11 protein-coding genes are annotated in these 13,513 nt (G+C 36.0%); all 11 read left to right on the forward strand.

The genetic code is table 11. The features are described 5' to 3' along the window. Nucleotides 1–142: 142 nt before the first annotated feature. Entirely contained in the window at nucleotides 143–2,062 is a 1,920-nt protein-coding gene (locus tag I6E82_RS18335; protein WP_197118444.1) for a pilus assembly protein N-terminal domain-containing protein, read from the forward strand. Continuing rightward, the gene (locus I6E82_RS18340) at nucleotides 2,059–2,736 is read left to right on the forward strand and encodes a tetratricopeptide repeat protein (protein ID WP_007586681.1); all 678 of its coding nucleotides are present in this window, start codon (nucleotides 2,059–2,061) and stop codon (nucleotides 2,734–2,736) included. The genes I6E82_RS18335 and I6E82_RS18340 overlap by 4 nt, the downstream gene beginning before the upstream one ends. Before the next feature lie 373 nt (nucleotides 2,737–3,109). Continuing rightward, on the forward strand, nucleotides 3,110–3,499 hold the full coding sequence (locus I6E82_RS18345; RefSeq protein WP_197118445.1) for a hypothetical protein: 390 nt from the start codon (nucleotides 3,110–3,112) through the stop codon (nucleotides 3,497–3,499). A 97-nt stretch (nucleotides 3,500–3,596) separates the two neighbouring features. After that, nucleotides 3,597–4,364 carry a hypothetical protein gene (locus I6E82_RS18350; RefSeq protein ID WP_197118446.1) on the forward strand — a complete coding sequence of 256 codons (768 nt, stop codon included), beginning with the start codon at nucleotides 3,597–3,599 and terminating at the stop codon, nucleotides 4,362–4,364. 6 nt (nucleotides 4,365–4,370) lie between these two features. Then, nucleotides 4,371–5,669: a CpaF family protein gene (locus tag I6E82_RS18355; RefSeq protein WP_197118447.1), complete on the forward strand. Its 1,299-nt coding sequence runs from the start codon at nucleotides 4,371–4,373 to the stop codon at nucleotides 5,667–5,669. Next, nucleotides 5,662–6,537: a type II secretion system F family protein gene (locus I6E82_RS18360; RefSeq protein ID WP_024589373.1), complete on the forward strand. Its 876-nt coding sequence runs from the start codon at nucleotides 5,662–5,664 to the stop codon at nucleotides 6,535–6,537. Before I6E82_RS18355 ends, I6E82_RS18360 begins: the two co-directional genes overlap by 8 nt. Further along, complete coding sequence (locus I6E82_RS18365; RefSeq protein ID WP_197118448.1) at nucleotides 6,534–7,349, forward strand: type II secretion system F family protein; 816 nt, start codon at nucleotides 6,534–6,536, stop codon at nucleotides 7,347–7,349. The genes I6E82_RS18360 and I6E82_RS18365 overlap by 4 nt, the downstream gene beginning before the upstream one ends. A 9-nt stretch (nucleotides 7,350–7,358) precedes the next feature. Continuing rightward, the gene (locus I6E82_RS18370) at nucleotides 7,359–8,525 is read left to right on the forward strand and encodes a hypothetical protein (protein ID WP_197118449.1); all 1,167 of its coding nucleotides are present in this window, start codon (nucleotides 7,359–7,361) and stop codon (nucleotides 8,523–8,525) included. After that, the gene (locus I6E82_RS18375; RefSeq protein ID WP_197118450.1) at nucleotides 8,522–11,407 is read left to right on the forward strand and encodes an ATP-binding response regulator; all 2,886 of its coding nucleotides are present in this window, start codon (nucleotides 8,522–8,524) and stop codon (nucleotides 11,405–11,407) included. The genes I6E82_RS18370 and I6E82_RS18375 overlap by 4 nt, the downstream gene beginning before the upstream one ends. Before the next feature lie 37 nt (nucleotides 11,408–11,444). Next, nucleotides 11,445–11,870 carry a response regulator gene (locus I6E82_RS18380; protein ID WP_165721887.1) on the forward strand — a complete coding sequence of 142 codons (426 nt, stop codon included), beginning with the start codon at nucleotides 11,445–11,447 and terminating at the stop codon, nucleotides 11,868–11,870. A gap of 460 nt (nucleotides 11,871–12,330) precedes the next feature. Then, on the forward strand, nucleotides 12,331–13,155 hold the full coding sequence (locus I6E82_RS18385; RefSeq protein WP_197112801.1) for an alpha/beta fold hydrolase: 825 nt from the start codon (nucleotides 12,331–12,333) through the stop codon (nucleotides 13,153–13,155). Nucleotides 13,156–13,513: the final 358 nt, after the last annotated feature.

Raw genomic sequence — 13,513 nt, forward strand, 5'->3', positions numbered from 1 at the left:
TCTTCATGAATTGTTGATTTGCAATTTGCGAATCAAAATAATAAAAAACACGTTTATACATCTTAATCCATTGATTATAAATACAAAAACCCTTGGTCTCATACTTGCTACCTATACAGTAAGCAAATTGAGGGAAAGGTTTATGTTAAAATTTATTTTTATACTATTACTAATATCTTTTACCGCTATGGGCAGTGAAAGTCATTTAGATTATATAGAAAATGCAAATGGTGAGCGGGTAAAAAAAGTATCGCACTTAGTTAAATGGACGCATACTCGCTTTGTGTTTACCCGTGATATTTCTCGTATTGCACTTGGCCACGAAACAACACTTGATGTGAACGTGGTAAATGGCCGTGAGCTACTAATTTTAGCTAAAAAGTTGGGCCGTACATCTATGATGGTGTGGTACGACGATAAAAGCTCTGAAACATTTTTACTTGGCGTAACCGAAGACTACAGCGTACTAGAAAATGCCTTAAACGATATTCATCCTGACGTACAGCTAACCATAGCGCCTGATCGCCATGCTGTTGTATTACGTGGTGAAGTACCTACTATAAATTATCGTCATGCCGCTTATGAAGCTGCAAAAAACTACCTTTATGCCAGTAGCTCACAAGCATCACAACCCGTTATCACCTCAAATCCTAACCAAGGTATGTTTAATTCACTTGCTCAACGCTTGCAAGGCTTGGGTAACGCAAACGGCGGTAGCTCTCAAAACTCGAGTAAAGTCGCTATTATTAATTTAATAAAAGTAACTCAAGCACCCAAGCCAAAAGAAGAGCGTATTAGCGAAGTGATTAAATCAATGGGCGCAGATAAAGTGACCATTAAACGCATCTCGGTTGATGAGTTATCAAATGACGACAACGATGTGTTTTTACTTTCCGGCTCTGTAAAAAACCAGATAGAGCTAGTGCGCTTATTAAATACAATTAATAAATTATTCGAACCAGAGCAAGCATTACAAACTCAGGGTTCTCCTCTTGATCCTAATAATTTAATGGGCGGCGCAACGCAGGATAAAAGTTCAGGTATTGAAGTACTTGCCAACGAGTCAGGCGGTTTAATAAATGATGCTACCTCAGGATTAAATTTAAGTAATGTAAGTTCAAACATTGCAAGAGCAACGTTGCTGTCAGTGGCTGGCGGTAAAGTTTTGTCGAGCATTGAAGTTGAAGATTTACCGCAAGTGCGTGTATCGGTGCAGCTATACGAAGTAAATCAACGTAGGTTAAAGCAATGGCGCCCAGATATTAGCGTGCTCTCTAATGGATATGAAAAAGAAGCGGGCTTGTTTGGTCGTGACGGTATGACTAATCGCGAATCTGGCTCTGCAACAATAGAAAATGCGCTGCAATTAATTGGTGGTCAATTGACTAATAACTTACAGCTTTCTACCTCACAGTTTGCCATTGATATGTTATTTTCATTACTGGAACAAGAAGGTATTTCTCGAACGCTTTCTCGCCCTACAATCACGGTTTTAGCCGGTGAAAGTGCCGTGTTTAAAGTCGGTGGTGAAGTACCTGTACCTACAAGTTATAGCCCTTCAGGAATTACAAGCGGGCAGCAAGGTAGTAGTGGGTCGGTGTTTAGCGGTACAGAATTTAAATCATTCGGAGTTGAATTAAATGTACGCGCCATGGTTGACGACAAAGATAGAATAACACTTGATCTAAACCCAGTAATTTCATTACCCGATACCACGTTAACCGCCGAAATTGCACAAAGCACAGGCAGCAGTTTAAACAGTAGTGCATTTAATACACGCAGCATGCAAACATCAACGCGTTTAAAAGACGGGCAACCTCTTATTATTGGTGGCTTAATTAGCACTGATAACAATGCAAGCCACGACTTTGTACCTGATGGCAACGGCAATAGCATGCTAGGAAAGTTAAGCGAAACAACCAGCAAAAGTGAAAACAACCGCGAGCTTATAATTGTTGTAACTCCAAATCTGGTGCGTGAGCCAATTAATACATTACGTTCGTGGGAGCAGGCAAATATAGACACCCAGGTACTTAGCTATATACAGGAGCAAGGGCTATGAAAATATTTTATATAATTTTACTGCTTACTTTATCGGGTTGCGCTCATATTGATTACAAGCCAACAGTAAATCCTTACAACGCGCTGGGTGACATAGTTAAAAAATACCAATTAAATGCCCAACCATTAAAGTGTGAAGGTATAAATGCAAGTAACTGTTTGAACCTTGTGCATGAGGTAAATCAGTTAATGCTTGAACACCCCGATAACACGGCAATACTGTCGATATCGGCATATGTACTTTATAAAAGTGGCCGTGCTAATCAATCTCAACAGGTTATAAACACATTACTGAATAAAGCTAATCCACCATTAAATGCAATTACTTTAGGGGTTACGTTAGCAATAGAGCAAGGTAATTTAGCTAAAGCAAAAAGCATCGCTCAATACGGCGTTGATGTTTTTGGTACACATGCTTCACCATACCTGCAAATGGCCTCTATACATTATGCCCAGGGCAGTTACGTTATAGCTTCAAACTACTTAGAGCTTTCGGTTAAGTTTGGTTTAAATAGCACCGCCTATTTTTACCATAAAGGGTTAATTGAAGAAGCTAATAGCAATAATTTATTGGCTTGTGGCTATTATGAGCAAGTTTTACGTGCAGAACCCACGCATAAAAAAGCACTTGCTAGGCGCGGTAAACTCTCCGTTTTAGGTAATTGTTATTCTTAAGGCCTTCGGGCCTTTTTTTATACCTAAAATTTGGCATTATTAAGGAGCCAAAACCACTTTATTATTTATCAACAATAGGAGTAAAGCTTACGCTCATCCTACGTTTTATACGTAACCTCACAAGACTGCTTTTAATATTTACCCCTTACACTATCCATCAGTTTTAATAATACTTTCAATAACGTAAACCTAGCATTATTTATCTAAAATATTTTTAATATTGATTTGCATTTTGCAAATCAAAAATGAAAATATCTAATAAACAATAACCATTAAAAACATAACCAACTGTATTTAATGGTTATTTATAGCTGGCATGGTCCTCGCAATATGTAAAGTGAGCATAAGCTCTTCTAATTTAAAGGCTACGATTATGAAAACTATTAAACATAACTTAAATAGCAAAAAGCAAAAAGGTTTTGTACTAACGTCAGAGCTAATCATTCTTTCTACTTCAATGGTAGCAGCACTTGTAATTGGTTTATCTACATTACGTGACTCGGTAACCAGCGAACTTGAAGATGTAGCTGAAGCAATTGGCTCACTTGACCAAAGCTATGTATTTGACGGCATGATTAACGCCGAAGGCACTGCTGAAGTGTCTGGCTCTGGGTTTGTAGATTCAGTTGATGTGTACGCAGGCGATGGCAGTTCATTCACTTTTGTTGCATCAGACTTTAGTGAGAATGCGGCACTTGTTAATGCAACACCAAGCGGCGATGCTGCAACACGTACAGCAGCAGGCGGTTCACAAGGTAACTAACACAAGGTACCCAATATAAGGCAACCAGGTTTGAATACCAAGCTTAAGGCTCACTGCCACAAAAGTGTGGCAGTGAAAGTTACTCTGGAGGAATATTATGAAAAGTAAAAGTAACAAAGGCGCAACCACTGCGGCTCTCACATTACTCATCACCTCTGGCATGTTAGCTTCGGCTTTGGGCATTAGACAGGTAAACGATGAAAATAGCGTAACAGCCTGGGTAGTAAACAAAAATATGTCGGCCGGTCAAACAGTAACCGTTCACGATGTAGAACAAAAAAGTATAGATCCAAGTAACTATTCAAATATTGCACTGAGCGTTCAAAATCCGCGTGCATTAATTGGTCAAAAATTAGCAACTAACAAAATGGTTGAACAACCCTTGTTCGACACCGATTTTATTAGAGCGAAAAGCCAAAACTTATCAGAAGCCATACCGGCAGGGCGTGTTTTATATACTTTAAAACTAAACACCTTAGATATTCCGCTTTCGCGCATACACAAAGGTGACCGACTCGACATAGTCGCTAAAACTAATCGCTTAGTAAGAACAGTTGCCCGTGATGTACAGCTTATTGGTGTTTCAAAAGGTCCTAAATCGCAAGCCGCTAAAAGTGGCGTAATGGATAATTTAGCTCAAGAGTCTAACTCCGCTGCGGGCGGTGTTTCATTAGTCCTTGCGGTACTTCCAAAAGATGTTTATTCGTTGGCGGGTATAGATAACGCTGACAAAGTTTCAATTATTGTGCATAGCGCTTATGACATTGAACAGGGTCGTTTGCAAAACTTTTCACGCTTACAAACCAGTCGCACAATCGAAGTGGTTAAAGGCGTTAAAAATGAAGCTGTATATGTAGCTAAGTGAGTTTTTATGTTTAATTTATCAAGCAAACATGAAGAAGTTCAAACCAGTTTAAGTACCTTTGAAGAGCTTAAAAAGCTATTGCACGATGCCGTTATCGAAGAGTACGAACAAGAACCAACCGCGCTTTTATCAAGTAATGTTCTCGAAAAAATCTCTGCATTGTGCAGTGAAATTCCACAATTTAATCAATCTTCATTTAATCAACACCAACAAGAGCAGGTTGTTCAGGCTGTATTTGATGAAATTCAAGGCCTGGGACCTATTGCACAGTTTATGCTGGACGATCAGGTAAGTGATATTTTAATAAACGACACGCAAGATATTTGGATTGATAAACAAGGCAAACTACTTTGCACAGCCAGTAAGTTTGATGACGAACGCCATTTACGCCGATTTGTTGATCGCTTACTTGATGGCTGTGGTCGCCAAGTCAATGCGCTTATGCCAATTGTTGATGGCAAACTAAAAGATGGTAGCCGAGTTCATATTATTGTACCGCCTGCGTGTACCAGCGCAGCTATTGTGTCTATTCGTAAGTTTAATCATAAAAAAATAAACGATGACTTTTTAGTTAATAACCATTTTTTAGATAAAAACATCTTATCATTTTTAAAAAGCGCAGTTAAAACAGGCGTTAATATTTTAGTGTGTGGCAATGCCGGGGCTGGTAAAACATCATTATTAAACGTACTTGCTAACTCAATTAACCCAAATGAACGAGTTGTAACCATTGAAGAAAGTGCTGAGCTTAATTTGCATCACAACCACGTTGTGCAATTAGAAGCCCACGACACAAACAGCGATGGTAAAGGTGCAGTAAGCCTAAGAGATTTAGTAAAAGCAGCCCTAAGAATGCGCGCAGATAGAATACTTGTAGGTGAGGTACGCTCAGGCGAGGTAATCGATATGCTCCAAGCAATGAACTGTGGTCACCAAGGTTCGATGACGACCATACATGCTAACAGCGCAAATGATGCCGTTATTCGTTTATCTACCTTAGTGCAGTTACACAATGCACAACTGAGCGATACCCATACAAGTTCGCTAATCGCGTCGAGTATTCAACTTATTGTGCATGTTTCTCGCTCAACTAATGGCATCCGAACTCTAAAAAGTGTTGGTGAAATTAAACGTGTTAATGGCGGCGCACATTTTAGCCCGCTTTATAGTATTAACGAAGCAGAGCCAGTACAAAGTGAGTTAATAGATAACTCAAGTGTTATTGAGTTTATGAAAGGCCAAGGGGCAAATGCAAAAGAATTAAAAGCGTTACTGCACAATAACCCGGAGGCTAACAATGACTAAACTTGATTATTTATTAGCTATAGCGGCGGTTATAACCTTTGTACTTGCAACTAGTGTGTTGGTTTCTTTGTATGCTAAAAATAAAAGCAGCCAAGGCACTAAAAAAGTAGATATTTTAGAAGAAAAAGACGTACTTACTCTGTCACTACGAGTGCTAGGCTTAAACATAAGTAACGCCTGGTTTATAAGCATGGCGTGCTCGCTCTCTAGTAGTTCATGGTTTTTAGCTAAATTATATTACCCTGAGGCATCAACCAGCGCGTTTATTATTTCAATCGTGGTTTTTGTAACCTGTTTTATAACTGTGATTGACTTGGCTCATTATAAATTAGCAAAATTTGAGCATCATTTTTTAGAATTTATTGAAACCGTACAATCGTGTTTAAGCACTGGGCTATCGCTACAGCAATCAATGCAGTTTGCTGATGAACATGCAGACCCATATATAAAAAAACAAAGCACCTTACTAATACAACGCATGAGCATGGGTAGTGATGCCGAAACGTCGTTTGCCCCTTTAATTGAAAGATACAACTGCGAAACCGTAAGATTGTTTGCTCATAGCATCATTACACATACACAAAGCCAGTGCGATTTAACCGATATGCTAAAAAGCGTATGCAACATGATGTCGCTTCGGACCCTCGACCGCCAACAGCTAAAAGCTAAGCTTTCGGGCACTAAATACGCTGCTGTATTTAGTGGTTTTTTACCTTACGCACTAATTCCTTTATTTAGCTATACCGATCCAACCTGGTTTGAACCATTATTAAACGACCCTAATGGGATTGCATTTATAACGGTTGCGCTTCTTTGTCAGCTATTTGGTTTTTTATGGCTACGCCTTAGCTTAAGGGTAACATTATGATTGATATACTTTTACTTATCGGACTTTTAGTAAGTATGGGCTCATTTATCCATATTCATAGGCAATCTCTTAAAGTCGAATTAGATAAACCCGATACTAAAAACATTAATTGGTATCCGCTAATCATCATCTCTAAACGTCAATTAAGACAAGCAGGGATTCAAATTAATAAAATATTAATAAGCCTGTACTGCTTCAAAGTGGCTGCTACTTTTAGTGCATTTACGGTTATAGAACTAACAGGTTATGAGATGAGCCAATCGATTAAATTATTACTGTGTTTTATGTGTTTTTTTGCACCCGAATGCTGGTTTTTATTACGTAAAAATCAACGTCAAACCACTATTAATAATAGTTTAGAGTTTTTTTTACGGGTGTTACTGGTTTACATGCGCGCTGGATTTTCACTAGAGCGCTCATTTGCACTGGCGGTTGATCATGGATTAAGTCAAAAACACCCATTATACAAAGAGCTAAAGTTATTTTTATTCGAACTAAGCGCAGGTAAAGATCGTGAATTTGCATTTAATTCACTTTTTGAAAGAACCGGCGTATTAGGAATTAAAAAGCTCGCCAACTTAATGTTAATAGGGTCAAAACTTGGTACGCCACTTATCCAAGCAGTAGAGGCTCAACTTGAAGGCCTAGCTCTAAAAAAGAACATTTTACTCGCTAAAAAGGTAAACAAAAAAGCGATGCACACAACCTTTCCCATTATCTTAATTTGTTTTCCGATGTTTTTGGTATTGGTGTTTTTTCCCGCAGCATTACAAGTAATGAACGTACTTAAAATGCTTGTAGAAGTGTTATAGGAGCCTGATATGAAAAAGCATTATCAACAAGGGTACATACTTACTATTGAGCTTATATTAATTATTACAATTTTAATTATTGGCTCAATTGGTGGAGTTATTTTAGTCAGGGATGCCCTTATTAAGCGCCATCAAACTAAAGTAGATAATCAAATTACTGTAGTTGATGCTAATAATACACCACTCGGTATTGCAGTAAGTTTTGATGAGCACCAAGCCCCACTAATTTTTTATACAGACAGGGGGGCAAACAGCACATACAGAGCGCTAATTGGCATACGAGATGATAGGTTTACCTCACGAGAAGCTGTTTATTACGATGCTCCAAATTGCCAAGGTAATCCGTGTTTAAAGGGCTTAAGCGACGAAGCAACCGATAGCCAAGGTGTGAGCAAGTTAAATAATACCGGTAATGTAAGTTATATAAATGCGCTGCAGCAAGGTCCAAATTACGCAATAGGGCAGTTAGGTAATACCGCTATTGGTCAGTTATTAAGAAGTACGCCACAACAATGCCCTGCTAATAGTGAACAAATTCTATCTCGTTATGTATCGCAAAAAGTGGTAACAGGCTCACCTTGTGAAAGCTTTAAAATAGATAAACAACCGGCCGATAGCAGTTGTTTAGTTGGGGTAACAGCTTTAGGTAATCCACTTTTAGGTACAAGCGACCAAGGTTTATCGCAATCGTGTGATACATGCCAAGCAGGGTACGAATCGCAAGGTGACATACTTGATTTATATTTACCCCAGGTAGAACCACTTTTAAATACAGCCCTTAATGCGCTGTCATTAGTTGGTATTGGAACAAGTGTTGATATAGAGCTGGGTACAATATGCTGTCCAGAAGGTACACGCTTAGAAGAAGATGAAAACATTGTAGAAACGCTTGTTTTTACTGTTTTAAAAACAACGTTTGAGCTGGTCGGAATCGACTTAGTCAACAACCTGATTATAAGCGAAACACTAAGCTTAATAGGGATTGAGCCAGGCGTTACATACTGTAAAACATCACTGAATTTAGTTAATGCAGAACAAGTAATTAATATCACCACCGGTGAACCTGCGCTTAGTAGCTTAACGCCACCATTTAAAGTTTTACTGCCAGTACACAGCGGTCAAAACAGTACAACGTGGATACATACTCCCCCCAAAGGGGAAGGAGAACGTCAATGAACGCCTCAAATATATTTACCTCACATGCTAATGTAGCAGATAAACAAACTGATGAAATATCAACAGAAATTAAAGAAACGCTAACGCTGCTAAAACAGTTTTATGACGTTGCAATTGTTAAATTTATCGATTTTAGAGAAGTTTATTCAGAGCAGTTAATAACCTGCAACGATAAAGAAAGCGTCGAAAATGAGTTATTAAGCTATCAAAAACGCTGTACACAAGAAAAACTATATCTATTTGAAGATACTTTTTTTGATGATGTATCAAACAACACGCACAAATTAATTCGTTTTTATGCACAATATCCAATTTATAGTGTCACTAATAAATTAATTGGCGTAGTGCTGATGGCCGATTTAGCACCTAAAACATTAATAGGTTCACAAAAAGATCAGTTTATTTCATTTGCTCAATTATTGCAGACACAGTTAAATAAAAATTCAGATTTAGTAAGTAATCAAAGTACTAATCCTGTGAAAAAAAATCATGGTGAAAAGTATATTCATGTATTTAGTTTAGCGCCCGTCGCATTTTTAATTGCATTAGTATTATGCTCATTCACTGCATTACTTCTTTATACTATTGAAAAAAAGGAGCTGCAAAGTAACTACAATCAACAAACCCAGCAATTGCGTAAAACGTTATTTAATGCATTAGAGCGATTTGATAATCAAGGATTGTATATATCTCAAAAAGATTTAGTTATCGCTGGTTTTTTACAAAGCCAAAATAATTATACAAAAGAGCAGCTTAATGATTTAGTGCAAAGTCAGGTTTCACAAAACTTAACTTACAAAGGGTATGTAGTGTTTGATTCTGAGTATAACCAACTTGCACTTTGGTCAAAAAATAATTTTGATTTAGCCGCGTATGGATTTAAAAGCTGGTTAGAAAAATTCAATAATAGAGCTAATAAACAAGCAGTAGAAGTATTTACTGTTGCAGATACGGCCTTCTTAATTTCTGAAATAAAAATTAAACAAGGCTCTATTTATACACTTACAGCATTTGATTTAAGTAAGTTTTTAAAAGCCGTTATTGGTAAATTAAACACTGAAAATTATAATGTTTTTATAGCAACACCACAGTTTACTTTAGGAAAACAAGGAGAAGTAAACCCCAGTATAATTAAAAATAGTATTAGCGCTTTAAGCAGTCGTTTTCCACCTACTTGGCGTTTACATGTGCAACCAATGAATAAAATAGTACGACCACAAATAACTAAATACAGTTTAATTAGATTAGGGTTAATCTCTTTTTGTGTATTCGCGTTTGTGTACTATTTTTTACGTTTGCCTAGGCGTTTACACAATGAAATAAAACAAAAAAATCAGTTAATACTTAATAGGGAAGAGCTATTTTCAAGTTCTCTTGATGCACTACCGCATGGGTTTGCTATTTTTAATAGCCACGAATTTCCTGTGATTACCAACAATGCATTTAATCTTTTATTTGCACAGGTGAATAAACAAAACAGTCAGCTATCGTATAGCCAGCTGATAAGTATTGCGCAACAGCATAATATTATAAATCATTACCATGAGCATCATAAGCTTGATGATGATCGTAACCAATTAATAGATATAGGTTTTACAGACGGGAAGTGGATAACTGTATTACAAAGACATACAGATTTTAATGGTTTCGTTTGCTACTTTAGAGATGATACAGAGGCACATCAAAAAGAATGTTTACTCGCTGATGTTCTCGAAAAATCAAAACAGACAAATCAATTAAAAGAAAAATTTGTTACAAGGCTTAGCCGTCAGTTAAAAACGCCTTTATCATCTTTAAAGTCATTAGTTGAAATATCTAAAGATCCAATAAGCTTTAACGAATTTAAAAACAATGTGGGGAACATTTCTGATGCATGCGACCAGCTCGAAAGTGTAATTCAACAACTCGTAAATATAAATAAATCGGAAATAGGTAAGTTAAAGCTTCAGGCCAAAAACGTAAACCTAAATCAAATGATCAATAATAATATGTCGATTTTAGCTAAAGAGGCTGAAAATAAAAGAATCGTTCTCAAAAATAATATTACGCCTGAATTAACGGTCGCAAGCGATGAAAAGTTAATTTCTCAATTGGTTATTCAATTAGTGACTGAGGTTTTGGATTCATCAAATAATACAACGCTTTCAATTAACGCTCAGATTAAAAATGAAAGTAAACGTAATTACTTATACCTCGATTTTTCATTAAGTAATTTGATCGACAGTAGTAACTTTATAACTGAGCTTAAAAGTATATCGGGTGATGATATAACGCGCTTTATAGATGATAAAGACGTGTCATTAGAGTTAAAGTTTTTTATTTCAATATTTAAAATGTTAGGTGGTAAAGCGATAACTGTAAGTAGTAACGCGAATAAATCAACGATATCACTTTCTATGTTGGTCAACATAGCAACCAAACAAGGTAAAGGTAAAGACAACGAGCAAGAAGTACCAAGTAGCTCGTTAACAAATAATGATTTAGTAAAAGCTAGTTTAGTAACTAACAAACACCAAAACACGCTATTACTGGTTGATGACGATCCTCTTGTTGAGATTGTAATTAGAGCGATGCTAAAAAATGAGAATATTAAAATAGATTACGCGCGCAGTGCAATAGAAGCGATGTTGATGGTATCGCAAAACAGTTACGACATTATTTTAATGGACATAGTAATGCCAGAATTGTCGGGAACTGACGCTATGTTAAAAATTAAAAAACACAGTGACAATTTGAAAACTAAAATAATTGCGCATACATCGACACCCGATACAGGTTCAAAATACGTTAACCAGGGCTTTGATGACATGCTATTAAAACCAGTAAAACAAGGTGTATTAATAAACCAAATAACACGCATTTTAAAAGATAAGTCGTTATAAATTAGCGTATATTACTGGAACAGTAATGAGGTAAAACATGAAAAACACTATTGAAAATATGGCTGAAGTTATCGAGTTTAAAGTAACGCCAATAAATAAAACTAAACGACTGCTTTTAGTAGATGATGACTTGCTAATAGAAATAGTAATTAGAAAAATGCTTAACGAAGAAAATATTTTAATAGATTTCGCATCAAGTGCTATAGAGGCGCTACTTATGGTTTCTCAAAATATTTACGATATAATTTTAATGGATATAGTAATGCCGCAATTTACAGGCACCGACGCAATGCTAAAAATAAGAAAGCATGCTGACGCATCAGCAACAAAAATTATCGCTCATACATTTAGTGAAAACGAAAATAGTGATAACAAGTATGTGAAGCTTGGGTTTAACGGCCTGTTATTGAAGCCAGTTAAGCAAAGTGTATTAATAGAAAATATTAGATGTTTTTTGGAATGATAAATTGAAACAGTAGGGCGGTTAACTATTTTTTATTTATAGCTTACTAAAAAATTAAATTATAATTTTTGAAAGCACTAATGCTTATTAGTGCTTTTGTGTATATGAACCTTTAATTTATTTAAATTTGTAAAAATCCTTTAATAAGAATAATTACTTCAAATTATTTCTTCAAAGTATTACAAACTACGCTTTTGTAATTGTTGCATGTATACGAGTCATCGTTTCACACTTCTTAAAGCGGTTTGATAATCACAATTATTAAACACTGCAATATTATAAAGTCAGTAAATTTATTTAGCCTAGAGCCTACGTATCACAGGGGTTTAACTTTTAAAACATTAAGATTTTTTAAAAACTAATAAATACTCATATTGGGACGGAATTTGCTTTATAAGGCTATATTCTAATTTTATAGTTTACTAAATATTATAATTTTTAAAGTTAAAGAGGCAAAATTATGAACAAGACACAGTACGTTACAGTAGAAGGTCATCAAATTGCTTATCAAGAAATGGGACAAGGAACACCTTTATTATTGATACACGGAATACCAACCAATAAATTTTTATGGCGAAATGTGATGCCAAAACTTGCATCAAAATATCGAGTAATAGCGCCTGATTTACTAAACTTTGGTGAATCTGATATGCCAATTAACACCGATGTATCTATAAATGCGCAATGTAGAATAATGTGTAAGTTTTTGGAAGAACTCGGTATTTCTAAAGTTAATATTGCTGCACATGATATTGGTGGTGGTGTTGCTCAATTAATGGCTGTAAATCATCCGGATAAAGTAAACGGGTTGGTTTTAATTGATAGTGTATGTTTTGACTCTTGGCCAATACCAGAATTTGAACCTTTGCTAGAACCAGGTGTAGAAGAAAAAACAACTGTAGCTGAATTTGTGGATACATTAAGAGATTTCATGCCCAAAGGTGTTTACGACTCGAGCGTAATGACTGAAGAGTTGATGAAAATATACTTAGCACCATGGAGTAATGAAAAAGGAAAAGCCGCTTTATTTAGTAACATGCGCAGGCTCAATAAAGAATATACCGAAGCTATTACAGGCGATCTTAAAAGCTTACCTCATGAAACACTCATAATATGGGGTAAAGAAGACAAGTTTCAAAAGCCAAAGTATGCGCCAATGTTAGAAGAAGCAATTCCAAATTCATCATTGATTTGGATAGATAAAGCCGCTCATTGGGTTATTGATGAACATCCAGATAAAGTGTCTGAGCTTATTAGTGAATTTATGAATAATAAAACATTCTAGTGAATTACTAGGTTTATTAAAAAGCTATTTGTTTCAATACGTTAAGTTTGATTGGGTAAAGTGGCGAATAGGCAATCATTGTAATACCGCTTGATTATATTAATAACCAAGCGGTATTTTTATATGTTCAAGAACCTAATACCGTAAATGGGTAAGGCATTAACTATTAAGATAAGTAGGTTAATGCTTATTAAATAGTCAAAATATCGCGTTTATACGTTAATTAATGAAGGTGAGTAACTTGGTTATGTATTTATTTATGCTATTTAACATAATATAAATTATAGGTAGTTGATGTGTATATAGAAAGAGCGCTTAAATGCGCCCTTGCTATGTCCAATACTAGACGGTATCGGAC

This window comes from Pseudoalteromonas sp. NZS11 (genome assembly GCF_015864765.1).
Taxonomy (GTDB): domain Bacteria; phylum Pseudomonadota; class Gammaproteobacteria; order Enterobacterales; family Alteromonadaceae; genus Pseudoalteromonas; species Pseudoalteromonas arctica.

Excerpts from the sequence above, each read along its gene's own strand:
- I6E82_RS18335 (WP_197118444.1), top strand. The coding sequence starts at position 143 with ATGTTAAAATTTATTTTTATACTATTACTAATATCTTTTACCGCTATG.
- I6E82_RS18385 (WP_197112801.1), top strand. The coding sequence starts at position 12,331 with ATGAACAAGACACAGTACGTTACAGTAGAAGGTCATCAAATTGCTTAT.
- I6E82_RS18350 (WP_197118446.1), top strand. The coding sequence starts at position 3,597 with ATGAAAAGTAAAAGTAACAAAGGCGCAACCACTGCGGCTCTCACATTA.
- I6E82_RS18370 (WP_197118449.1), top strand. The coding sequence starts at position 7,359 with ATGAAAAAGCATTATCAACAAGGGTACATACTTACTATTGAGCTTATA.
- I6E82_RS18355 (WP_197118447.1), top strand. The coding sequence starts at position 4,371 with ATGTTTAATTTATCAAGCAAACATGAAGAAGTTCAAACCAGTTTAAGT.
- I6E82_RS18365 (WP_197118448.1), top strand. The coding sequence starts at position 6,534 with ATGATTGATATACTTTTACTTATCGGACTTTTAGTAAGTATGGGCTCA.
- I6E82_RS18340 (WP_007586681.1), top strand. The coding sequence starts at position 2,059 with ATGAAAATATTTTATATAATTTTACTGCTTACTTTATCGGGTTGCGCT.
- I6E82_RS18380 (WP_165721887.1), top strand. The coding sequence starts at position 11,445 with ATGAAAAACACTATTGAAAATATGGCTGAAGTTATCGAGTTTAAAGTA.
- I6E82_RS18345 (WP_197118445.1), top strand. The coding sequence starts at position 3,110 with ATGAAAACTATTAAACATAACTTAAATAGCAAAAAGCAAAAAGGTTTT.
- I6E82_RS18375 (WP_197118450.1), top strand. The coding sequence starts at position 8,522 with ATGAACGCCTCAAATATATTTACCTCACATGCTAATGTAGCAGATAAA.
- I6E82_RS18360 (WP_024589373.1), top strand. The coding sequence starts at position 5,662 with ATGACTAAACTTGATTATTTATTAGCTATAGCGGCGGTTATAACCTTT.